General features: G+C 44.5%; 24 protein-coding genes and 2 riboswitches. Of the genes, 7 read left to right on the top strand and 17 right to left on the bottom strand.

Annotation, left to right across the window (positions count from 1 at the left end; all coding sequences use genetic code 11):
- Positions 1 to 453: transposase (locus tag AB1L08_RS17050; RefSeq protein WP_413065855.1), on the top strand; the 453-nt coding region annotated here is incomplete at its 5' end.
- A gap of 147 nt (positions 454 to 600) precedes the next feature.
- On the opposite strand, the gene AB1L08_RS17045 is transcribed toward AB1L08_RS17050, so the two are convergent.
- Both AB1L08_RS17045 and AB1L08_RS17040 read right to left on the bottom strand, forming a co-directional pair.
- Positions 601 to 759 (bottom strand): hypothetical protein, encoded by a 159-nt coding sequence (locus AB1L08_RS17045; protein ID WP_413065854.1) that lies wholly within the window; start codon positions 757 to 759, stop codon positions 601 to 603.
- A 93-nt stretch (positions 760 to 852) separates the two neighbouring features.
- On the bottom strand, positions 853 to 978 hold the full coding sequence (locus tag AB1L08_RS17040; protein WP_413065853.1) for a hypothetical protein: 126 nt from the start codon (positions 976 to 978) through the stop codon (positions 853 to 855).
- A 273-nt stretch (positions 979 to 1,251) separates the two neighbouring features.
- On the opposite strand from AB1L08_RS17040, the gene AB1L08_RS17035 reads away from it, so the two are divergent.
- From AB1L08_RS17035 to AB1L08_RS17025, 3 genes are read left to right on the top strand one after another with little or no spacing between them, the layout of a single operon-like run.
- The gene (locus AB1L08_RS17035; protein WP_413065852.1) at positions 1,252 to 1,983 is read left to right on the top strand and encodes a GTP pyrophosphokinase; all 732 of its coding nucleotides are present in this window, start codon (positions 1,252 to 1,254) and stop codon (positions 1,981 to 1,983) included.
- A gap of 5 nt (positions 1,984 to 1,988) precedes the next feature.
- On the top strand, positions 1,989 to 2,426 hold the full coding sequence (locus tag AB1L08_RS17030) for a DUF5392 family protein (RefSeq protein ID WP_413065851.1): 438 nt from the start codon (positions 1,989 to 1,991) through the stop codon (positions 2,424 to 2,426).
- Between the two features lie 13 nt (positions 2,427 to 2,439).
- Entirely contained in the window at positions 2,440 to 3,060 is a 621-nt protein-coding gene (locus AB1L08_RS17025; RefSeq protein ID WP_413065850.1) for a TetR/AcrR family transcriptional regulator, read from the top strand.
- Between the two features lie 339 nt (positions 3,061 to 3,399).
- Here the strand turns inward: AB1L08_RS17025 and AB1L08_RS17020 are convergent, their stop codons facing one another.
- From AB1L08_RS17020 to AB1L08_RS16965, 12 genes are all read right to left on the bottom strand, one after another.
- Complete coding sequence (locus AB1L08_RS17020; protein ID WP_413065849.1) at positions 3,400 to 4,575, bottom strand: MFS transporter; 1,176 nt, start codon at positions 4,573 to 4,575, stop codon at positions 3,400 to 3,402.
- A 281-nt stretch (positions 4,576 to 4,856) separates the two neighbouring features.
- Complete coding sequence (locus tag AB1L08_RS17015) at positions 4,857 to 6,239, bottom strand: LLM class flavin-dependent oxidoreductase (RefSeq protein ID WP_413065848.1); 1,383 nt, start codon at positions 6,237 to 6,239, stop codon at positions 4,857 to 4,859.
- A gap of 36 nt (positions 6,240 to 6,275) precedes the next feature.
- Positions 6,276 to 6,563 carry a hypothetical protein gene (locus tag AB1L08_RS17010; protein WP_413065847.1) on the bottom strand — a complete coding sequence of 96 codons (288 nt, stop codon included), beginning with the start codon at positions 6,561 to 6,563 and terminating at the stop codon, positions 6,276 to 6,278.
- Between the two features lie 82 nt (positions 6,564 to 6,645).
- Positions 6,646 to 7,128, bottom strand: coding sequence for a GAF domain-containing protein (locus AB1L08_RS17005; protein WP_413065846.1), 483 nt, complete (start codon positions 7,126 to 7,128; stop codon positions 6,646 to 6,648).
- Positions 7,129 to 7,145: 17 nt separating this feature from the next.
- Positions 7,146 to 7,847 carry a cysteine hydrolase family protein gene (locus AB1L08_RS17000; protein ID WP_413065856.1) on the bottom strand — a complete coding sequence of 234 codons (702 nt, stop codon included), beginning with the start codon at positions 7,845 to 7,847 and terminating at the stop codon, positions 7,146 to 7,148.
- 25 nt (positions 7,848 to 7,872) lie between these two features.
- A complete protein-coding gene (acsA, locus tag AB1L08_RS16995; protein ID WP_413065845.1) occupies positions 7,873 to 9,543 on the bottom strand; it encodes an acetate--CoA ligase in 1,671 nt (556 codons plus the stop codon).
- Positions 9,544 to 9,545: 2 nt separating this feature from the next.
- Positions 9,546 to 10,307, bottom strand: coding sequence for an ABC transporter ATP-binding protein (locus AB1L08_RS16990; protein WP_413065844.1), 762 nt, complete (start codon positions 10,305 to 10,307; stop codon positions 9,546 to 9,548).
- 16 nt (positions 10,308 to 10,323) lie between these two features.
- Complete coding sequence (locus tag AB1L08_RS16985; RefSeq protein ID WP_413065843.1) at positions 10,324 to 11,169, bottom strand: ABC transporter permease; 846 nt, start codon at positions 11,167 to 11,169, stop codon at positions 10,324 to 10,326.
- A 22-nt stretch (positions 11,170 to 11,191) separates the two neighbouring features.
- Complete coding sequence (locus AB1L08_RS16980) at positions 11,192 to 12,184, bottom strand: aliphatic sulfonate ABC transporter substrate-binding protein (RefSeq protein WP_413065842.1); 993 nt, start codon at positions 12,182 to 12,184, stop codon at positions 11,192 to 11,194.
- 15 nt (positions 12,185 to 12,199) lie between these two features.
- On the bottom strand, positions 12,200 to 13,996 hold the full coding sequence (locus AB1L08_RS16975; protein WP_413065841.1) for a PLP-dependent aspartate aminotransferase family protein: 1,797 nt from the start codon (positions 13,994 to 13,996) through the stop codon (positions 12,200 to 12,202).
- A gap of 74 nt (positions 13,997 to 14,070) precedes the next feature.
- Positions 14,071 to 14,186, bottom strand: a riboswitch (SAM riboswitch).
- 67 nt (positions 14,187 to 14,253) lie between these two features.
- Positions 14,254 to 14,363, bottom strand: a riboswitch (SAM riboswitch).
- Between the two features lie 129 nt (positions 14,364 to 14,492).
- Positions 14,493 to 15,263: a class I SAM-dependent methyltransferase gene (locus AB1L08_RS16970; protein WP_413065840.1), complete on the bottom strand. Its 771-nt coding sequence runs from the start codon at positions 15,261 to 15,263 to the stop codon at positions 14,493 to 14,495.
- A gap of 206 nt (positions 15,264 to 15,469) precedes the next feature.
- Entirely contained in the window at positions 15,470 to 16,684 is a 1,215-nt protein-coding gene (locus tag AB1L08_RS16965; protein WP_413065839.1) for an MFS transporter, read from the bottom strand.
- Between the two features lie 133 nt (positions 16,685 to 16,817).
- Here AB1L08_RS16965 and AB1L08_RS16960 point away from each other — a divergent pair, with 133 nt between their 5' ends.
- Positions 16,818 to 17,717, top strand: coding sequence for a LysR family transcriptional regulator (locus tag AB1L08_RS16960; protein WP_413065838.1), 900 nt, complete (start codon positions 16,818 to 16,820; stop codon positions 17,715 to 17,717).
- Between the two features lie 47 nt (positions 17,718 to 17,764).
- Here the strand turns inward: AB1L08_RS16960 and AB1L08_RS16955 are convergent, their stop codons facing one another.
- Entirely contained in the window at positions 17,765 to 19,120 is a 1,356-nt protein-coding gene (locus tag AB1L08_RS16955) for a C40 family peptidase (RefSeq protein WP_413065837.1), read from the bottom strand.
- Positions 19,121 to 19,438: 318 nt separating this feature from the next.
- Between AB1L08_RS16955 and AB1L08_RS16950 the strand changes: the two genes are divergently transcribed.
- Both AB1L08_RS16950 and AB1L08_RS16945 read left to right on the top strand, forming a co-directional pair.
- Complete coding sequence (locus AB1L08_RS16950) at positions 19,439 to 20,020, top strand: TetR/AcrR family transcriptional regulator (RefSeq protein ID WP_413065836.1); 582 nt, start codon at positions 19,439 to 19,441, stop codon at positions 20,018 to 20,020.
- A gap of 54 nt (positions 20,021 to 20,074) precedes the next feature.
- Positions 20,075 to 21,292: a YhgE/Pip domain-containing protein gene (locus tag AB1L08_RS16945; RefSeq protein ID WP_413065835.1), complete on the top strand. Its 1,218-nt coding sequence runs from the start codon at positions 20,075 to 20,077 to the stop codon at positions 21,290 to 21,292.
- A gap of 127 nt (positions 21,293 to 21,419) precedes the next feature.
- On the opposite strand, the gene AB1L08_RS16940 is transcribed toward AB1L08_RS16945, so the two are convergent.
- Both AB1L08_RS16940 and AB1L08_RS16935 read right to left on the bottom strand, forming a co-directional pair.
- Positions 21,420 to 21,860 carry a hypothetical protein gene (locus tag AB1L08_RS16940; protein WP_413065834.1) on the bottom strand — a complete coding sequence of 147 codons (441 nt, stop codon included), beginning with the start codon at positions 21,858 to 21,860 and terminating at the stop codon, positions 21,420 to 21,422.
- A complete protein-coding gene (locus AB1L08_RS16935; RefSeq protein WP_413065833.1) occupies positions 21,857 to 22,669 on the bottom strand; it encodes a DUF3100 domain-containing protein in 813 nt (270 codons plus the stop codon). The genes AB1L08_RS16940 and AB1L08_RS16935 overlap by 4 nt, the downstream gene beginning before the upstream one ends.
- Positions 22,670 to 22,766: the final 97 nt, after the last annotated feature.

Here is a 22,766-nt window from a genome sequence, read left to right as displayed (position 1 = left end):
CAGGAATCTGTTGAGGCCTACCGCAGACGATACGGCGTTTATCCGGAAGCTGTACTGGCAGATCAGATTTACAGGACGCGTGAGAACCGCCAGTATTGCAAAAAACTGGGCATCCGTCTGAGTGGACCTAAACTGGGACGGCCTTCAAAGGACAGGGAGGAAAGCAGCGCCCACAAACAAATTGAATACCAGGACGCCTTAGATCGGAACGCAGTCGAAGGCAAATTTGGCGAGGGCAAGCGTGCTTATGGGCTTGGCCTTATTCGAGCACGCCTTCAACAGACAAGTGAAACCGTCATTGCCCTCCAGTTCTTGGTCATGAACCTTGAAAAGATCCTTCGGGATCCTTTTTTCCCTTTTTTTATTTTTTCATTCGACGGCTATTTTTATTTCAGAAACTGCGAGTGGCAAACTATTGATCAAAATAAAGGTTGTTCAGTAAGCCATAATTAACACTGATTATTACCTCCCTGGCGTTTTATATTAATAGCCCTAAAATGGTATTTCCTTAAAAAACCAATCGCACTCGGTGAAAAGCTTTGTGCTTTTAGCCATTGTCGGCCTGATCATCGGACTCTGGCAAGGAATAAAGCCATGTTTCTAATTAGACCGCTTTTGTTTAAGGGCAGCAACTCCCTTTTCCGGCTCCTGATCGGTGTTTTCCACTATTTTTTGCAGCTCCTCTTGATCGCCTTTTGCGTTGATGATTTCAAAAATTTGATTTAACCCTTTACTTGTTCGATCACCATTATTTCTCATCGTTTTGCCCCCCAGTTTTAAGTTATGATTAGTTTGTTTCAGCAACAGGAAAATATTCGATTTGAGGGTGCCAATTCAACAAAAAGCCGTCGTCTATTTTTTTAGCAGATTTCTTTTCTCTTCTTTCCCTTCGACATCTTTTTCGGCAGCTTCATCCGCTTTTTCCTCTGTTGCAGCGGCTTTGCCTCCTCTTTTTTGCCATCTTCCTTGGTTTCGCATGCTTCCAACAAAAAAATGATCATTGCAATGGCGCTAAAGGACAGTTTTTTTACATTGCTATTGTCCCTTTTTTTATTTAAATTCCTAACCCAGTATAGTATTATGTAGTCCCTTCGATTGATAAATTTCCTTTTTCTTATAAAAACAACGCCCTATTAATATGATCTGCTTCTTTCTATCAAAAAACTTTTTAATGTTTATTTGACAAATGACACAGTGTCATTTAAACTAAATATAGAATGTGACAACATGTCACAAAAAGGAGTTTATTTTATGGCGGCAATCGTTCCAAATGACCTCGACAAAATGAAGAGCTTAAAAGATTCATTGATCCGTTTCATGATGACCTACAAGTTTGCCCTTGATGAAGTGAATACGAAAATTAATATTTTAAAGCAGGAATTTCAATACATTGACGACGATAATCCGATTGAGCATGTCACATCACGCCTGAAGTCACCTGACAGCATTATCAGCAAAGCTTATCGGAAAGGATTTGACCTTACACTTTCGGCAATCAAGGAGAACATCCGGGATATTGCAGGAGTCCGAATCACATGCTCATTCGTTTCCGACATTTATAAAATCAGCCATATGCTGAAAAGACAAAAAGATATCCGAGTGATCGAATCAAAGGATTATATAAAAAATCCGAAGCCAAATGGGTACCGCAGCCTGCATTTAATTATCCAGATTCCTGTCTTCATGTCCGACAGGGAGCATCATGTATATGCAGAGATTCAGATTCGGACAATTGCGATGGATTTTTGGGCCAGTCTTGAACATAAACTTTACTATAAATATGATGGAGAAATACCGAATAAGTTGAAAGATGAATTGACGGAAGCTGCTTTTTCCGCCTTGCAGCTTGATGAAAAAGTGGAAAAGATACATGAGCAAGTTAACAAGATCAAAGAGAACCGGCAATTTGAAAACAGCCTGCAGCCCGACGGCCGGCTTCAAATTACCGAAGAGCTTTTATCCAAATTTAAATATGAGGAGTGAATCTCATGTTTCCCATAACAAATGTCCCGCCCTTTATTCAAAGGGAGCTTGAACAATTAAATGAGAAAATAGCACCGCTCTTTAAAAAAGCGTCGAAATATGGATTTTGGTCCATGCCTTTAATCCTGATTTCAATTTTCAACCTGGCAACTGTGTTATTTTTTATTCCAGACAAGCAAAACATGGTCGTGACAATCATCCTTTACGCCATATTGGGAGCACTCGGCATGGCTTTATCCAAAGAAGCAAAAATTCAGCGCAAAGAGATTCAAAAAATCAGTGCCGAATATGTGATCAGCCGTATTGAAAAAAGCGATATTGCTTCCGCTTCCCTGAAAAGGAAATATACGTCATTAGTGAAAGAATCTCCTATGATGGCCATCAACCACTTTGTAAAGTTTTTGGAAGCAGAAAACAAGGAAAACGATTATTTTTATTCATAAAGGATGGGGAACCATGCCAAAACTGACATTTTATAATTTGCCCGACGAAAAAAGACAAACATTGGTCCAGGCGATCAAAAGCGAATTTTCAAGGGTTCCGTTATTCGAGGCTTCCATTTCCAATATCGTGAAAGCTGCCGGCATCCCTCGCGGCAGCTTTTATCAATACTTTGAGGACAAAGACGATGCTTTTTTCTACTTGCTCAATGAGCTTGCAGAGCAGGAAAAATACAATTTCCTCTCGATATTAAGCATCCATGACGGTGACTTGTTTGAAACAGCGGTGGATTTTTATAAACGACTGCTGGAAGAAGAGGAGCACTTTCACTTTTTGAAAAATGCCTTCTTGAACATGACGCAAAAAATCGAACATTCTTTTGCGCGAAAAATTAACGACAACAATAAAAACGGGGAACACTTCAAAGCGACGGCTGCACTAATCGATCGCAGCAATCTGAACATTTCCAGCGATAAAGAACTTTTTCATGTACTGCAAATCATCACATCGATCACATTCCGGAACCTGGTTGAGACATTTGCCCATGATTTATCCCACCAGGAATCACTGGATAATCTCAAAACGGAAATGAACCTGATCAAAAAAGGGCTTGTACGCAAATCTGCGGTTAAATAAGGTGAAACTTAATTAGCGGGATGAGGCCCACAGGATGTGGGTCATGCAGGCGTTGCCCCACGATGTGGCGTTCTTAGCCTGCGATCCTCTCATCCCCCGCTGATTGTTAATTGAACAATCGGGCTTTTACTGGCAGTTGATCTCCCTACTTATCATTCTTGTTTTACCTCAAATTCTTAAACTGGGATTCTATAGCTGGATAAAATGGCAGGGAATTCAATTCCCTGCCATTTTTGTTATTCAAAAACCTTCTTTTCGACTATAATTTATTTTTTCGGGGATAATCCATGTGAAATAGCAGGTCACGCCCACGCATAATGGAGCTTCAGCACGGGATGATCAATCATGGATGCTCAGATCATTCAAATGTCCCGGCTTTTTCCAAGCAAGTGAAAGGGCGACGCCGATCAATAAAAAAATGGATGAAAAATAAAAAGGATAATCCAAATCCACATCAAACAAAATACCGCCAATGATCGGTCCCAAGACATTTCCGACGCTTGTAAACATCGAGTTCATCCCGCCGACAAACCCCTGCTCACTGCCGGCGATTTTGGATAAATAAGACGTAACGGCCGGACGGATCAGATCAAAACCGACAAAGATAATAAAGGTGACGAGCAGTATGTGGATGTATGAATGTACGATTGTCATTAAAAATACGAGTATGACTGAAAGAATCAGGCAATAGCGAATCAGGCCGATTTCTCCAAGGTATTTCGTCAAGCGATCGAAAAATGCGACCTGTGCAACTGCCCCGACAATGGCCCCGCCTGTAATAACAATTGCAATATCCTTGGGCGTAAAAGAAAATTTGTGGTCAACATAGAGAGAAAATAATGATTCAAAGGCAGCCAGGCTGAATGCCGTAATCAAAATGATGATAAAAGCAAAAAAATACATCGGCACAAAAATGCGTTTTATGCCAGATTTTTGTTCCATGGCTCCGCCTTCCTGATTTCGCTCCGGCTCACGAAGCGTAATCAATGATAAAACCGCCGCAATCAATGCAAATAATGCTGCTGTAAAGAACGGAAGACGCGTCCCGATTTCAGCTAAAAATCCACCCAGGCCGGGCCCGATAATAAAGCCCGTCGATATGGCGGCCGACATATAGCCAAGTGCTTTCGGGCGTGTTTGCATCGTTGTAATATCGGCAATAAATGCTGTAACTGCCGGCATGATAAATGCCGCGCTGATACCGCCGAGAAAACGGGAAGCAAAAAGAACTTCCACCGTTTTACCGAGCCCGAATAACAATTCGGATAGACTGAAAACCAACAGACCCAAAACAATCATTTTTTTTCGTCCATACTTATCCGCCCAACGCCCTGCAATTGGAGAGGTAATTAGCTGCACGATAGCGAAGGCCGCAACAAGATTGCCCACAACGGATCCCGATAAATTCAATTCGTTCATGATGGTCGGCAACACCGGAATCACTAGCCCAATCCCCAAAAAAGCGATAAAAAGATTTACAAGTAATATGGTTAACGTCATATTTTGTTTTTTCATATGGCTTCTCCTTCTTCTCATCCCATCAGGGGATATTCAAGAAACAATATAATCTTTTATCCATAGCAGAGTCAATCGTTTTGAAGTCCGGCCGGTATCTTCCCCCACTGATTAACAGAATTTTATCCATAAAAAATAGAAGCTTCGCCTACGCGAAGCTTCGTCCAAGGAATTCATCGAACCAGCGAAATCCCTATGCCAGGTGATTGCACGATCACCAATTTAGGTGATCTTGTTTAAAATCACAGATGTACGTTTAGATCTAAAAAAACTGATTCCTCCTATGCGTGCAACGCCGCTCTGCGGTATCCCGCTCCCGGATGTTCTTCCGGCAAACGCGCATTTCCTTTACCGAATAATTTTTCCCGGAAAGTCCCATCTGTATATTCCTTCTTTAAAATACCCCGCTTTTGCAGTTCAGGGGTGACAAGCTCAACAAAATCTTTGAAGGTTCCAGGTGCCAAAGCGTAAGCAAGGTTGAAGCCGTCGATATCGGTTTCTTCCACCCATTCTTCCAGCGTATCCGCTATCTGTTCAGGTGTTCCGACAGCAACGGGGCCCATTCCGCCTACTCCCACAAAATTTGCGAGCTCCCGGACTGTCCATTTTTTATCAGGTCTTGATGCAGTCAACATTTTTAACCATGACTTAATCGCGTTTGTTTCAATATACTCTATTTCATCATCGGGATCATACCCTGAAAAGTCGAGGCCGGTCCAGCCTCCTACTAATGCCAATGCTCCTTCATAGCTGATATACTTTGTCAGCTCTTCATATTTGCTCCAGGCCTCTTCCTCCGTCCGGCCCACAATCGGCGTCATCAAGGCGAATATTTTGACACTTTGCGGATCTCTGCCCTCATGCTCAGCAAGCTTCCTCAAGTCTTTGACATAGGAGGCTATCGGGGCTTTGGCTGGTCCCGAAACAAAGGTGCATTCCGCATGTTTTGCTGCAAATTTCCTGCCGGTGGGCGAGCCGCCTGCCTGGTATAAAACGGGAGTCCTCTGTGAAGACGGTTCACATAAATGGATGCCGGGCACGTCAAAGTATTTTCCATGATGATCTATTCCATGCACCTTCTCTGGATCGGTAAAAATCCCCCTTTCTTTGTCCCTTTTGACCGCATCTTCTTCCCAGCTTCCTTCCCATAACTTATAACAAACTTCCATATACTCGTCGGCGATAGCATACCGTTCACGATGCTGGAACTTATCTCCAATTTCGATATTTTTCGTACCGCTTTCCAAATAGGAAGTAACGATATTCCAAGCAATCCGTCCTTTTGTCAAGTGATCCAGCGTCGACATCCTCCGGGCGAACGTATAAGGATGTTCGAAAGTCGTAGAGCAGGTAATGCCGAACCCCAAGTGTTCCGTCGCATGGGCCATGGCCGAAACAAGCATCATCGGGTCGTTTACCGGAACCTGGGTCGCTTCCCTGAGTGTGGCTGTCTTATCATTCCGATACACATCGTAAATGCCGATGACATCGGCTATAAAAATTCCGTCGAAGCGCCCCTTTTCCAAGGTCTTCGCAAGGTCAACCCAATAATCAAGGTCGTTATACCGCTCAGATCGATCTTCCGGATGCCTCCATAAGCCGGGTGACTGATGCCCGACGCAATTCATCTCGAAGGCGTTCAAATAGATTCTTTTTTTCGCCAAATCGGTCCTCTCCTTTGCATTGTATCTTCATCTGTTTTAAGGTCGTTCATCCACAAACTCATGTACCATCACGGTTAGATTTCCCCGGCCAAACTTGATCGCCTTCGCTTTTTCGTCGTACAGGTCCTCCTTTAATGAATGTTCAAGAAACCTGATTAAAGCAAAACGGCGTTCATACACATCTACATAACCTTTTTCATAAAGAACGGCTTCGATTGTATTGTAAATCCCTCGATTGATCCCATACTTTAAGCCGCACCATTTGTAAAATTGCAAATCAGGCCGGCTGAATGTTGCCATGTTTGCAGAAGTTTCCGCTTTCACTCCATCACCTCAAATAAAAAGGCACTTCGCCCCATCCATGCAGATGAAACAAAGTGCCTCTAGTGGTCTAGTCAGCTCTTAGTTATTTTAAATATCCCTCAATGATCGTGACAAATTCTTCAAGGTATTTCTGATCGATTTCATCAAAGCGGTCCGTGATCGGGCTGTCGATATCAAGTACTCCATAAACATCCCCATTCACGACAATAGGAACAACAATTTCCGACCGGCTTGCCGCATCACAGGCGATATGGCCGGGAAACTGATGAACATCAGCCACACGCTCTGTTTTCCGGTCTTTTACGGCGGTCCCGCACACGCCTTTACCATAAGCGATTCGTGTACATGCAGGCAATCCCTGAAACGGCCCAAGGACGAGCTCATCATTTTTCCATACATAAAAGCCGACCCAATTCACTTCATCCAAAAATTGATTCAATAACGCCGATGCATTGGCCAATAAAGCTGTTTCATCTGTTTCTCCGTCAAGAAGAGCTTTTAATTGCTTGAGCAGTAATTGATAGTCCTCCTGTTTATTTCCGGAATATGCTTTAACTTGGAACATAGTCATTCAGCCTCCCTTCAAATCGGTTGTTCCAGATACTTCACAAAATCATCGGATGATATGACAGGTGCAAAAATATTGTTGATCCGCTCCATGGCGGCTGCTTCCTGCTCTGGCTTTTCACACCCTGTCGCATCCCCGATCACAATCGGCAAATAGCCGTTGTCGCGTGCCAATCGGACATTTCCTTCTATGCACCAGTCGAGATGGACACCTGTAAATACGATAACTTCCACTCTTTTCCTGGCTAATTCCAGCGGAAACGGTGTACCGATAAAAGCGGTTTGCAGCGCACATTCATGAAATTGGAGATCATCCGGCTCAACCAATTCCTGCAGTTCATCCACCAATTCATTGTCCCATTTGATCTTCTCTTCGGTGACATCCAAGCCTTCTACCCATGTTTCATATTGGGCCTTATCGAAAATATTTTGCGGGTCACTTCGTCGAAAAATATTGTAGCCGATCCAATTGAATGAAACAAAGTTGCCGGCATTCCTGGCAGCTTTCAACGTTTTGATTGTTGCTGGCAAGCTCCCGCGCTGGCGGTGATTTTCATGCCCCAGGGCCCCGTCACTCTCATAGAGGCATTTATTCTGGCTGATCGAAACAAAAGCCGCTCTCCTTTTTACTATTTCCGCCAAGTTCAGCTTTTTCCATTGGGGTGCAAGCTCCGGAATTGCATGAATTCCGCCGATTTTACCTTGAGTCAATGTCACAGCTGCCAATCCAATCCCCTCCATTTCAAGTTCTATTCATCTCCAGCTCTTTCAATTGCCTGCGTAAAATCTTTCCGCTGATCACTGTTTTGGGCAGTTCCTCCAATACTTCTATTTCCCTTGGTGCTGCATGGGCAGCCAAGTGGTTTCTGACAAAGACGCGGATTTCCTCAAGCAGCTCCTTCGATTCAGAAAACCCCGGCCTCAATGTAACGAAAGCTTTCACCACTTCACCGCGAATAGGGTCAGGCTTTCCGATTACCCCTGCTTCAGCGACCGCAGGATGCTCGATTAATTTGCTTTCGACTTCAAAGGGGCCGATCCGCTCCCCTGCAGAGTTGATCATGTCATCGTCCCGGCTTTGAAAAAACACATAGCCGTCTTCATCCTGATAAGCCAGGTCTCCCGAAACGTACCATCCTTCATATTTGAAATAGGCGTCAAATCTATCTTTATTTCCCCAGATTTCCTTCATCAATCCGGGCCACGGCGTGCGAACCGCCAGCTGTCCGACTGAGCCCCGTGGAAGTTCCTGGCCATCTTCATCCAAAATACCGACCGTAATGCCGGGAAATGGCCGTCCCATTGATCCAGGTTTGATCGTTTCAGCCGGTAGATTGACGATCAAGTGTCCGCCAGTTTCGGTCATCCACCATGTGTCATGAATGCGGACGCCTAATTTTTCCCACGCCCAGTAGATCACTTCAGGATTTAATGGCTCACCGACACTTAGGACATGGCGCAATGAGGAAAGATCATAGTTTTTTATCACCTCGCCTTGTGAAAGCAGCATCCGAAAAGCAGTCGGTGCGCTGTACCAGATCGTTACCTTCAATTCATGGATGAGCTGATACCAGTTTTCGGCTTTGAAGCGGCCGCCTTGAATGACGATCGTCGCCCGATTCAGCCATGGTGCAAACAGGCCGTACACACTGCCTGTCACCCAGCCGGGATGGGAGGTGCACCAATAGATATCATCATCATTTACATCCAGGACCCACTTGCCAGAAACATAGTGATGACTCACGACGCGATGGGCGTGCAATACGCCTTTTGGTTTTCCGGTTGATCCGCTCGTATAATGAATAAGCATTCCGTCCTCAAGATCCACCCATTCAACCAGATCATCATCGTTTTTACCGTCAAAAGCCGTATTTTCAATCTCTTCGATATCCAAAATCGTATGAAGGGACGGTATTTCTTTTTGCGGAACACGTTTGACCATCTCATTGTCTGTAATCAACACGGTCCCTTTACAATCATTGATCCGATCTTTGACCGCCTCTTCCATAAAAGCTTCAAACAAGGGACCCGCAATGGCACCGATTTTGATAATGGCCAAAATGGAAATGTAGCATTCCGGAGTTTTCGGGAGAAAGACAAACACCCTATCTCCCTTTTGTACTCCATGATTCTTTAAAACTCTCGCGTAATGATCCGTTTTTTCCTTCACTTCTTTAAATGTCAGGGTACGCCTTTCATCACCGTTGACATAATAAAGTGCGGTCTTTTCCCCGAAGCCTTCGTCCACATGCCGGTCAATCGTTTCATACGCCGCGTTGACTTTTCCGGTCCTTGCGAAACTTAATTCCTTTGCAGCGTCATCCCACGAAAATGTATGACGTAACGCTTCATAGTTTTCCAGATTGTACGTCCCCGATACCGGCGCGATAATCTCCCTTTCTAAAACTGCCATCATCAATCCCCCCATTGCGACGAGATCAGGGTTTTGCCCGCTTTATTCAAATCCAGGCTCTCCAATATCTCTGTTTTAAGTTCCGCCAATACATTGCTTCCTCTCGACCTGGGCCGGCTTTCTTCTACTGTCAGTTCCCTGGCAATTTCCCCCGGCTGGCCTCGAAGGATAACGACACGATCGCATAAATATGTTGCTTCATCAATGTCATGTGTAACCAGTACGATTGTCGTCTTATGCTCCTTCCAAATATCAAGCAGCAAGTCTTGCAGCTGCATTTTTGTAAAAGCATCCAATGCACTGAAAGGCTCATCCAGCAACAGGATTTCCGGTGATGTGACAAGGGCGCGGGCGATGGCAACACGCTGTGCCATTCCGCCCGACAATTGCCTTGGATACAGATCTTGACAGCCTCCCAAACCGACGCTTTCCAAATATCGTTTTCCAAGGCTGATCCTGTCTTCCTTTTTGCCTTTCAATCCAAAAATGACGTTTTCCAACACGGTAATCCAGGGAAAAAGCCGCGGTTCCTGAAAAATAAAGCCTGTTGCATCATGCACTTCTTTTGACGTTTGGCCGTTGATCGCTATTTCTCCGTCATACTCGTTATCCAGACCGGAAATCGCCCGCAATAACGTGCTCTTTCCGCAGCCGCTCGTACCCAGTATTCCGATAATCTCACCCGGTTTTGCAGAAAAGGTGATATTCCGGACTGCTGCTTTTCCAGCGAATGTCCGACTGACATTTTTCAATTCCAAGCTCATCTTTTACCCCCCCGAACTACGACTTCACAAGCCGGTCCTGCCAATGCAGTGTCCGTGTTTCAATGACTTTAAGAATCCAGTCGGTCAATTTTCCAATGATGGCGAACAAAATGATACTTGCAATGATCGTCTCTGGTGAAAGGGTGTTTTGCCCAAGGACAAGCAAGTATCCCAATCCCTGACTGGCCCCCATCAATTCTGAAGCGACAACGAACATCCAGCCCAAGCCCAAGCCGCTGCGCAGCCCTACAAGGAAGGAAGGCAATGATGCAGGCAAAATCACTCTGGTGACCAGCCGGAATGTACTCAATCCGTACATTTTTCCGACTTCGATCAACTTCCGGTCCACTCCTGCAATTCCGCTGACGATATTCAAGTAAACCGGGAAAAATACCCCGACTGCAATCATCGTCACTTTGGAAGGTTCCCCAATCCCCATCCAAAGGATGAACAATGGCACCCATGCCAATGATGGAATCGAGCGGAAAGCCTGAATCATCGGGTCAAACAGATATTCCGCTTTTTTATAAAAACCGACAAACGAACCAAAAACCACTGCCACAGCCGTTCCTAATATGAATCCCAAAAATACGCGATAGGTTGTGATGCCCACGTGCCCCCATAAGGAACCGTCCTGCGCCATTTTTTGAATGGTCGCCAGTATCGTGGATGGGGCTGGGAGTTGATACGATGGAAAAATGCCCAGGCGGCTTAACGCTTCCCACGCCACTACAAGAATGATTGGCAGTAAACTTCCAAGTATAACCGGCTGAAGGTTCCGCTTTTTTATCCGGACTTTTTTCTGTTCTGCAGGTCTTTCAGCGACAAGGGCGGACGCTAACTCTCCTTCATGCTTTGCCATTTCACTTCTCTCCTGCCCGAGTTTATTTGCCTTCAATTGCTTTTTTTGCAAATGACGGATCAATAAGATTTGAAGTCAATTTTTCAAGATCGGCTCCTGAATCGATGACATCGCTCTCTTGTAAAATTTTACCCGCTTCAATAAGCGCTTTGCGTTGAACATCTCCTGGCACAGGTTCTGAAAAATCGTTGCGTTCAAGCTGGATACGTGCAACATCCTCCGGAATGCTTGCTTCTTCCGCCAACAGGTTTACGGCTTCTTCCGGATGATCAAGCACCCATTGCCTTGCCTTCTCGTAGGCTTTGATCACACGCTGTACATATTCAGGGTATTTTTCAGCAAAATCTTCCCTCACGTTTAAAAATCCGTACGTATTAAAATCAGGATTGCGGTAAAACAGTTTTGCGCCAGTTTCAATTTCAAGGCGGGCCATATGAGGGTCAAGCCCGGCCCACGCATCGACTGATCCATTGGTCAGTGAAGAGGCTCCGTCCCCATGCTGCAGATTGACAATCTCCACATCATCAACCGACACACCTTCTTTATCTAAAGCCCGAAGCAGGAAAATATAAGGATCTGTCCCGAGTGTCGCTGCCACTTTTTTTCCTTTTAAATCTTTTACCGATTTAATGGTGGAATCCGCACTTGTGACAAGTGCTGTCCATTCCGGCTTATTGGCGATATAGACATTTTTAATCGGCGCTCCATTTGCCTTGGACATCAATGTAGCCGCTCCCGCAGCCGATCCGAAATCAACACTGTTGCTGTTCAGGAATTCCAGGGCTTTATTGCTTCCCTGGCTTAATGTCCACTCAATCTCAATGCCGTCATCTTTAAACTCATCTTCCAAGAAACCGAATTTTTTCAAAACCAGGCTTGTCGGCGAGTAGTAAGCATAGTCCAGTCTGATTTTTTCCGGTTTTCCTTCCGATTTGGCACTGGATGAGCAACCGGAAGTGATGAATAAACCAAACCCCAAAATGCTGATTGCTAAAATGGATGTTATTTTTCTCATGTCGTTATTCTCCTTTTAAATCTCACACGCATAGGTGGAGATCGTTCCTCTTAATCTTTGTGCTTCTTTGTACGTACACCTGTTGTGGACGACCGGAATTCCGGCATCCCTTGCTATTGCCGCAGCCTCTGGAGATATGACGCCTTCCTGGAGCCAGAAAATCCTCGGCTTCACTTCAACTGCCTCTTTTGCGACGCCAATTGCCGCTTCCGGACTTCTGAATACTTGAACAACGTCGATTGGGAATGGAATGCTTTTTAAATCCGGGTAGGCTTTTTCACCCAATATTTCAGTTTCCCTTGGATTGACAGGCACAATTTTGTAACCTAACCGCTGCATTTTGCGGGCCAAGCGGTAGCTGGGCCTTGCTTCTTTTCCGCTTAAACCGACAATGGCCAATGTTTTTTGACGGTTGACTTCCTGTCCATTTTTCAATACTTTTTCAGTTGCGGAGTTTAATGCCCAGCGGATAACCCCCTCATCATTGATCACAATGGGTTGGTTTCCTCCGCTACCTATACCTGTTGCTTTACTCAGCGCTTGATCAAGATCGTTCTGAATATCGCGAAGCGATTCAATCCCAACCGACAAGCGGACAAGCGATTCGGTCACGCCTGTTTCTTCCAGCTGCTCTTTGGTCAGCTGCTGGTGTGTTGTGGAAGCCGGATGGATGATAAGTGATTTCGCATCTCCGACATTTGCTACATGCGACCACAGCGAGACGTTGTTGATCAAATCTTTTCCAGCTTGTTTTCCACCTTTGATGCCAAATACAATGATGGAGCCAAAACCGTTATTGAATATTTTTTTCGCCAGTCCGTGCGAAGGATGGCTTTCAAGCCCCGGGTAGGATACCCACTCCACCGCCGGATGACTTTCCAGGTATTCCGCCAGCTTGGCGGCATTTTCGTTATGGCGTTCAACCCGTATATGCAAGGTTTCCAATCCCTGTATCAGCTGAAAAGCATTTTGCGGGCTTAATGCTGCACCGAAATCGCGCAGCAATTGGACCCTTACTTTTGTAATAAATGCCAATGTTCCGAAATCAACGGCATATCGAATCCCGTTATAACTTGAATCAGGCTCTGTAAATTCAGGAAACTTTTCCGTGTTCCAGTTGAAGCGGCCTCCGTCAACAATGACGCCGCCAATTGATGTACCATGGCCACCTATCCATTTGGTTGCCGAATGGACAACGATGTCAGCCCCAAGCTGAAGCGGTTTACAGACATGCGGAGTTGCAAAAGTATTATCGACAATGAAAGGCACTCCGGCTTCATGGGCAATTTCAGCCACCGCTTCTACATCCAGCACCTGCAAGCCGGGATTTCCAATAATTTCCCCGTAAACGGCTTTTGTTTTATCAGTGATAGCCGCTTTAAAGTTTTCCGGGTCGGTTGGATCGACAAACTTGACATGGATCCCGTAGCGCGGAAGTGTTACAGCGAATAAGTTATATGTACCTCCATAAAGATTTGCCCCAGCTACAATCTCATCGCCGGCGCTTGCCAGGCTCAGAATGGATAACGTAATGGCGGACATTCCGGATGATGTTGCCACCGCTGCCACCCCGTCTTCCAGCAATGCCATTCTCTTTTCAAAAACATCCACTGTCGGATTTCCGATGCGGGAATAGATATTTCCCGGCTCATCCAAAGCGAATAACCGTTCAGCATGCTCGGTATCATGAAAAACAAAGGAAGTCGTTTGATAAATGGGAACCGCCCTCGATCCTGTAGTCGGATCCGGTGCCTGCCCTCCGTGTAATGCCAATGTTTCAAGATCATACGTTGCGTTTTTTGCTGTTGTCATTTTCGTTTCCCCCTCATTCGTTAAATAAAAAAGCCCTCTTCGTAAGAAGAGAGCCGCTTATCATCGATTTTCTCTTCTTATCTTTCAGGAGTTGCCTCCTGCAGGAATTAGCACCTTATTAAGCCGGAAATTTCTGCTTAATGGTTGCCGGGCATCATCGGGCCAGTCCCTCCGCCTCTCTTGATAAGAATCTGCTATTCAATTTTTTTAAAATAAAAAACCTCTCACGAAAGATGAGAGGGTGTATCTTTAATTTCCTCTTATCTTTCCGAGCAAAACGCTCAGCTGGATTTAGCACCTTTTAAGTAGCAAACTTAAGGTTGCCGGGTGTCATCAGGCCAGATCCTTCCACCGCTCTTGATAAGAACTTATTGAATTGGTTTGCTGAATGGTTAATAGCAGTCTAGCACGGGAATTTTTCGTTGTCAAATGTTTTTTTTAGTTTTCCCATTATCTTAATTGGATTAGGCAGCTGGTACGGCTCTTGAAGAATGCATTAGCCCTTTTTCATTGCGATCATTCGAATGCGCTTATAATCCGCTTCCCATATGCCGTCTTTATATAAATCCGGCTGAATCTTATCTTTTATTTTTTCATAAATTACTATTTTTTCTTCTTTAGAAAATTCGGGGAAAAAGTCATTTGCAAAACCATCCAGCCAATGTAATAATCCTTTTTCTCCATCCGGCAACACGGTCGGTCTATGAAAATGATGAGCATATTGCACGTTAAATCCGTACCGCTCCAGTAGAGCACTATATTCCCCTATACTGGGGAAATACCAAGGGTTTCTCTTCGTTGCATTCACGCCATATTCTTGATAAAGCACCTCTTCTATTCCCCGAATGACGGTTTGGACATTTCCCTCCCCGCCAAATTCCGCTACAAAGCGGCCGCCAGGATGTAGTGCGAGCCCAATGGATTCGACCACTTTCTCAGCGTCTTTCATCCAATGAAGGGCTGCATTTGAAAAAACAGCATCATACTTTTCATTTGTTCTAAAGGTTTCACCATCGCCAACTATGAACGGGATTGAAGGATATTTTTCACGCGCCTTTACAACCATTTGGGTTGATGCATCCATTCCTGTCACCATGGCACCGGACTTGGAGATTTCATAGGAAAGATCCCCAGTTCCACAGCCCAAATCAAGGATTCTCTCTCCCTTTTGCGGACGAAGCAGCTCTACGATTCCCTTCCCGAAATGAGATACGTAGTTAAGTTTATCATCATACAAATCTGCGTTCCATATATTTTCAGAGCACATGTCATTACACCTCTCCCAATGGACATCAGGTAGTTCTGTATTCGTTAATGCTTCCATTGAAATTTTCTATAAAAATACCATAAAAACAGTAAATGAAGCAACAGGGCATACAGTCCATACAGGCTGCCCCATGTTGTTCCTTTTGGACCAAAAAAGGATACAACGGTGCGGCAATTCCGCCAGTTTCCGGCCGCCTGTATGTTCATTCAACACAGCTTTTTTACTTGTAGAGCCAAAAAGGCGGAAACAACCACCAGCACTGCCGTAAAGCCTGCTACTCCTGCCCAGCCAAAGTGTGACCAAAATAGGCCGCCTGCAGAGCCCCCGATACTCGACCCCATATAATAGGCAAATAAATAAAGTGAGGATGCCTGAGCGATATCATGTGTTGCAAGCTTGCTTACCAAACCGCTTGCTACCGAATGGGCGCCGAAAAAACCGAATGTCAAAACGACAATTCCCAGCACTTGATAAAATAGATGAACGGGAAGCGTCAATAATACACCCAATACCATCAGCAGCGCACCAATGATGATAAACATGGGGCGGCTCGCTTTGTCACCGAGCATGCCAAACCAGGCTGAACTGAATGTACCAACTAAATAAACAAGAAACAACCAGCCTATGATTGTCATGCTTAAATGATACGGAGGTTCCGCAAGCTTAAAGCCCAGGTAATTAAAGATGGTGACAAAACTCCCCATTAAAAAAAGAGCGATGAAAAATAATAACACCAAAACCGGATTTTTCAAATGGGAAGTGAGGGATCCGAAAAGCGTTTTTAAATTCAACGGCCGGGATGCAAAATGCTTTGATGGCGGCAAAGCCCATATGAAATAAATGCCGGCAATCAGACTAATACTTCCTAAGCAAAGCATTCCCGCTTTCCAGGAAAACAAATCTGTCATCGTTCCCATGATGACTCTTCCGGCAAGTCCCCCAATCGTATTGCCGCTGATATACAGGCCCATCGCTGCACCCAGGCTGTTTCCTTCGATTTCCTCCCCCAAATAGGCCATGGCAATCGAAGGAATGCCGGCAAATGCCAGCCCCTGAAGCACCCGCAATGCCAAAAGAAGTTCAAAATTTGGCGAGAATGCAATCACCACAGTTAAAACCGCTGCAATGATAATGCAGACAGACATGATGTTTTTTCTTCCCCATGCCTCGGAAAGAGAGCCAAAAATAAGCAGTCCAAAGGCAAGGGAGAGTGTCGTCAATGATAAAGACAGGCTTGCCATTGTTGGCGTAACATGAAATTCCTCCGTAAAGACCGGTAAAATGGATTGTGTCATATACAGATTGGAAAACGTAATAAAAGCAGCGGTGAATAACGCAAAATTGGCTTTTTTGAACGCCGGTGTACCTTGCTGAAGATACCCCTTTTTTATTGCAGTTCCTTCATTTTTATTTATTGTCATTGTCGGATTCCCCTATGTTATTTTTACTTAGGTGAATAGTGGTTCTATAGTAAAGGATACAAGAGCAAGATTGATAAATATAATATATAATTGTTATAAACATATAAATTATTTTTATAGGAAGGGATCCACAATGAATTTACATGCACTGCGGTTATTTGCAAAAGTGGCCGAATTAAAAAGTGTGTCTAAAGCAGCGGAGTCACTTAGAATCAGCCAGCCGGCCGTGACCATTCAAGTACGGAATTTGGAAAAAGAAGTAGGATTCCCTTTGATAGAATCAAAAGGAAGAGGGATTACCCTGACGCCGAACGGGAAATTTTTATACGAACAGGCACGAAGATTGTTTGACTTGGAGAATGATATTGAACATAAAATTGCCCAGGTGCGGGATTCGGGGGCAGAGGATTTAAATATTGCAGCCTCTTATATTCCGGCAAATTTTCTGCTGCCAAAATGGCTCAGCAAATACAAAACGGCCTTCCCAACAAGAAAAGTCAATGTCAAGACGGAAAATACACAGCAGGTTATAGAACAACTCCTCCATTATAAGGCGGATCTGGCATTTGTCATAGAGGAAAATGACCATCATCCAGATATCGATTATCAATTTTTGATGAACTTGGAATTTTGCTTTATTGCCCCTTATCACCATCGGCTTGCCGGGAAAACTGTGTCGTATGAGACCTTAATGCGCGAACCGTTTATTTTGCGGGAAGAAGGAAGCTCAACAAAGGATTTATTGCTTGCATTGTGCAAGCTTCATAAAGCACCTCCACCCAATATCGGCATGCAATTATACGGACTGAGCGTTTCCATCCAAACGGTTGCAGCAGGCTTTGGTGTCATGCTTGCGCCATCAATCGCTTTGGACAACTTTATCCGGCAAAAGCAAGTGGCAAAGATATATGTTGAAGGCATTGAGATCAACCGCCCCGTGTTTCTTTGTACGAGAAAAAATGAAATCAATGTCCTGCCACATGCCGGTGATTTTATTCATATAATAAACAGTTCATGTCATCCCGGCTTGTAATACAGACAAAAGCAGGAGGAATAATGCCCCCCTGCTTTTGATCCTCTTTATTCAACTACACGTCTGACAACGCCTTTAAAGGCGGCTTTCCAGTAACTATTGCTCATGGAGTCAACGGATACGCCGTGAGAGCTGTTGTCGTTCAAGAAGGTCCCATTGCCAAGATAAATGCCGACATGGCCGTTTGCCTTGTAAGTATCAAAGAAGACAAGGTCTCCTCTCTTCATCTCTGATGCACTGACCGCTCTTCCCTGGTTGACAAGCTGGCTCGTTGTCCAGCCAAGATTCACTCCAGCCGACGCATAGGCCCAATGGACAAACGAAGAACAGTCAAATCGCCTGTTTTGGATATCAGCGGCTGTTCTGCCCCCTCCCCATTTATAGGGAGAACGGCCAACAATCGAAGAGCCTGTACTGATGGCAGTTTCAATAGCAGATGAGCCCTTTTTCACTGTAGGTGCAGACGGTGCCACAGACCGGCTTTTTGGAGCTGTACCGCCGCTGGATGCTGCAACAGATCCCGCTTTTGCTGTATTTCCGGCTGCAGTTGCTGCCGCTCCGGTTCCTCCAGATTTTTCTGCCGTTGCTGCTGTTCCGGAATCTTCTGCCGATGCTGCTGTTCCGGATTTTTCTGCTGCTCCAGATTTTTCTGCCGCTCCTTCTCCTGTTGCTCCAGCTTCCTCCGCTGCTTTAGCAGCAGCTCTTTCTTCTGCTTTCTTCGCTTCTTCAATCATGGCAGCTTTTTGGTTCTCAAGATCCACCAATTCCTTGCTGGCTTCATTTCGCTGCTCTTTCATGGCGGCAAGCATGCTGTTTTTATCATTTACCTGATATGTAAGTTGTTCTTTCAGTTCTTTGATTTCTGCCAGTTCGCTCTGGATTTTCTCCAATTTCTTTTTCAGTTCCGCTTCAGAAGCTTCCAATGTTTGCTGGTCTTTCTTCTGCTCCTCTATGATGCTTTTATCAGCGTTTAAAATTTTTGTCAATGCGATCGTGCGGTCAACCAAATCGCTAAAGCTTTCAGCCTCCAGCAGCACATCAAGATAGTTGGCCGAGCCTCCGTTTTGTTGAACGGCGCGGGCCCGCTTTTGCAATACCTCATAGCGCTTTTCAAGACGCTCTTTTATTTCGGCAATATTTTTTTCAAGCTGCTTCACTTCTTCTTTTGTTTTGGAAATATTGTTTTCGGCCGCCGTAATTTTTTGATTCGTTTCATTTACTTTTGCATTCAATTTCCCCAGAAGATCATTGACTTCCTGCTCTTTTGCTTTTAAAGAAGAAATTTCCTGCTTTTTCGCCGAAATTTCCTGATCCAAATTTTCATTGGCAAATACTGCACTGTTCGGAAGTGACGCAAATAACAGACCTGTACCAAGCACGGATACTAGCAATCTTTTTTTCAATTTTATTTTTCCCCCTATAAAGCTTTTCAAATATGTATCTATTCATCCTTGTGTGAAAAAAAATCCTCTTTTTCGCTAAAAACAATATATCCGACAACTATTGATAATTCAGATAGAATTATACCATCAAATTTCGACAGAGTGTCATTACAATCATCTTGCATTATTATTTCAATCATGTTACAAAGATTTCCTCCATACCCAAACAGTGGTTATCCATCAGAAATGAACCAGAAACCGTTCTTGCTGTTGTTTTTCTATTGGTTCCATGCTAAAATGCAAGTAACTACTTGCATGCATGAAGGGGAGTTGAACCATTTGTCGACACAATCGACATCAGAACGCATTTTGGATGCCGCGATCCAATTGATCAGCGAGAAAGGTTATGCCGCAGCTACAACCAGGTCGATCGCTGAACTTGCAGGGGTAAATGAAGTGACCGTCTTTCGCCATTACGGGAATAAGCGCGGTATTTTAAAAGCGATCATTGACAAATTTTCATATGGCCCGGTCTTGCAGAAAACGATTCAATTTGATATCACCTATGAATTGGAGACGGATTTGCTTCATTTTTCCAACAGATACTTTCAATCCATGCTGCCCATTAAAAACCTGGTTCTCATCGCCTTTAAAGAAGCGGGTACATTTCCGGAAATCGATGAAGAGCTTGCCAATGTGCCCCGTTTTTTAAAAGAACAATTAATGGGGTATTTCAGGGAAATGAAAAAAAGAGGGAAAATATTGGATTTGAATGAGGAGGAAGTCTCTTTGGCATTCATTGCCCTCAATTTCGGCCATTTCATCTCGCACATCCGATCGGGACCGAAAGTAACAGAACTGGATATTCAGGATCTATTGAAAACGAGCATGTCGATTTTTTCTAGGGGAATTGCCCCCTAGAAAAAAATTTACCATGTATGCAAGCAAGTACTTACATTCAAAGGAGGCATTTCAATGAACGGCATCAAAGCACTATTCAAAGTAAGAGGAACTTATACTGGAATAATGGCAGCCGTCATGTTCCAATTGGTCTTTTTCTCCGTATGGTTGACGGCTTATAAAGGGGTGCAGGATCGGACGGATCACTTGACAATTGGAATGGTATACGAAGATCAAGACAGTGAAATGAATATTGGGGAGGAATTTGAGCAGAATCTTCCTTTCAAGGTAAAACAGTACAGTTCTTTTAAAAAGGCTTCTGATGAAATGAATGACCGGAAAATGGAAATGATTATCCAGATACCGTCTGATTTTACATCATCGCTGCAGTCGGGAGAACGCCCTTCCATTTATTACTGGATCAACCAAGCAAATGCAACATTCAGTAAAACGATGATGGAGCAAGCTGCAAATCAATTAAACAGGCAACTGAACGAGAAAGTATTTTCTCTGCAAAAAACTGCGGGAGAGACGATGTTCGAGCAAAAGTTGCAGCAACTCCCTTTGGAGCAGCCGGTTGCACAAGCACTCGGAGAAACAGTACAATCCGTTTTTTCAACCATTCACTCAGAACCGGTTGAAGGGGTGGTCAAGAAGACGAATGCCGTCGATGAATTTTCCGCTAACCTCGTCCCCCTGATGGTCATCATCTCTTCATTTGCCGGTGCCATGGTGATGATTATGCAAATACATGAAGCTGCCGAAACGATTAGATCGGCCTATTCAAAATGGAGCTTGTTTTTAGGAAGACAAATCATTAACGTGGGCGTCGCCTTCCTCCTGCCATTCCTGACTATCGGTCTGATGAAACTGTTTGACGTTGCAACCCAGGAGCCATTTTGGACGATCTACCTTTTCCAGGGTATCATGTTCCTGTCATTTTTAATGTTCGCCCAGGTCTTTGTCTTCCTTTTCGGGAATTACGGAATGGTGTTCAATATTTTGGCCCTTTCCTTTCAACTTGTCACATCGGGTGTTTTGGTTTCAAAAGAATTGTTGACAAACGGCTATCAAGGATTGGCGTCTTTCCTGCCTGCAACGTATGGAGCAGACGGCTATTATTCCATTGTATTTGGCGGAAACAGCGGCATGCTGAAGGACAATATTTGGTATTTATTGCTGATTACGGGAGTCACTTTCATTCTAGCCATCGGAGCGGTTGCCGTGAGGCGGAATTTCAAAAAAAGCGATAGGAGTGTTGGTAGAGAAATAGAAAACGAAAACATCCAGTAAGCAGTCTTTCCGGGGTTCCCGCAAACTCAACACATTTTACCATTATCTAGATTTAAACAGCCTGAGTCCGGACTCAGGCTGTTTCATGAACTTTGTTAACGTCATATAGGAGACGCTTTCCCTGTCTTTAAAATCTTCCTTGAATTTTGAAGACAATTTCTGCAAATAAGGAGGCGAATAAAAAGGTTCCCGTATAGACGACAATGGATACAACCACAATGCGCCACCCCAATTTCTTGAATGCGTCTATGTCTTTACCCAGTGATAAACCTGCATAAGCAAGAATCGGCGTAGCGATGGCCATGAAGTCGATTTTAGATGTTTGCTCGACAATCCATCCGTTGCCGGGAAAAATAGGTGTCGTAGTAATGAGCGCAATAAATGAAATCCAGACGACTGCCGGAATTTTAATGGGAAGATAATTGGCAAGCGCCAGTCCGCTGATTGTTATGATAACGATAATTAGAATTCCCGGCAGTGCTTCAATCGGGTTGACCTTGTACCCTACCCAGTTTCCAATGATGGCAATAACACCAATCAATGACAGGATTTTTACCTTTTCAATCATATTTCTCCGCCTCCCTTGTCAGTAGAGAGCTTATGGCGGCCAAGCTTTGGCTCCAACCAGTTATACAACCGGATGGTGACTGGAAGAGAGAAAAATACACATATATAAGTCCCCAGTATGGTCGTAATCAGATTGGCGGCAGCAGCAAATAATGCGATATCGGCAGCATCATTCGGAAATGTAACAGCAAGCGCACCGGATGCCGCTGCCATCATGCTGCCCGATCCAACCCCCGCTCCCATTGCCAATGAGATGGGATGAAGGAAACCGAGACTTCCCAGGAAACCGGCCAGCAATGCCAGGTAAATGGCTCCAAATACTGTGCCGCATACATAGACGCCGAGCGCTCCCCTTCCTTCCGGCGAGTCTGCGCCAAATTTCTCGGCAATGATGGCCAGATTCGGTTCACGGTCGATGGAAAAAGTCGCTCCGATGGCTTCCCGTTTCATGCCCAACAATAGGGCGATTGGCAATCCGATCATAATGGTGCCGATGACATGTCCAATTTCTTGTACCGCCAGGGACAGACCCGCCTCGAAAATTTTAGGCAAAGATGGCCCTAACATTGTACCGAGTTTGGCAACAAACAACATAAACGAAATCCCGAGAATCGTTGCTGCGTTTTTCATTTGCTTTTGCGTCAATAGTTTGAATTTAGGCCAGCTGACAATCCCGCCCCAGATCAACACATACAGCATTGGAAATAAAGCGATCGTTCCGACACCGATGTTGAATTGCTTGGAGCCGATCCATTCACCTGCCACTACAAACGCCAACACGATCAAATGAAGCTTTATATTCTTTCTCACCAATACCCCTCCTTAATATATAATAGTCTCTCGGCATTCGCCGAGTTAGATGGGTCAAAGGATCTCTTGACCCAACTGTTTGATTCCCCTCCTACTT

Origin of the sequence: Siminovitchia jepli (assembly GCF_047228825.1) — a bacterium.
Classification (GTDB): Bacteria; Bacillota; Bacilli; order Bacillales; family Bacillaceae_C; genus Siminovitchia.
The sequence above is the reverse complement of the archived record's forward strand: the minus strand, read 5'-3'. Positions and strand labels throughout refer to the sequence as shown.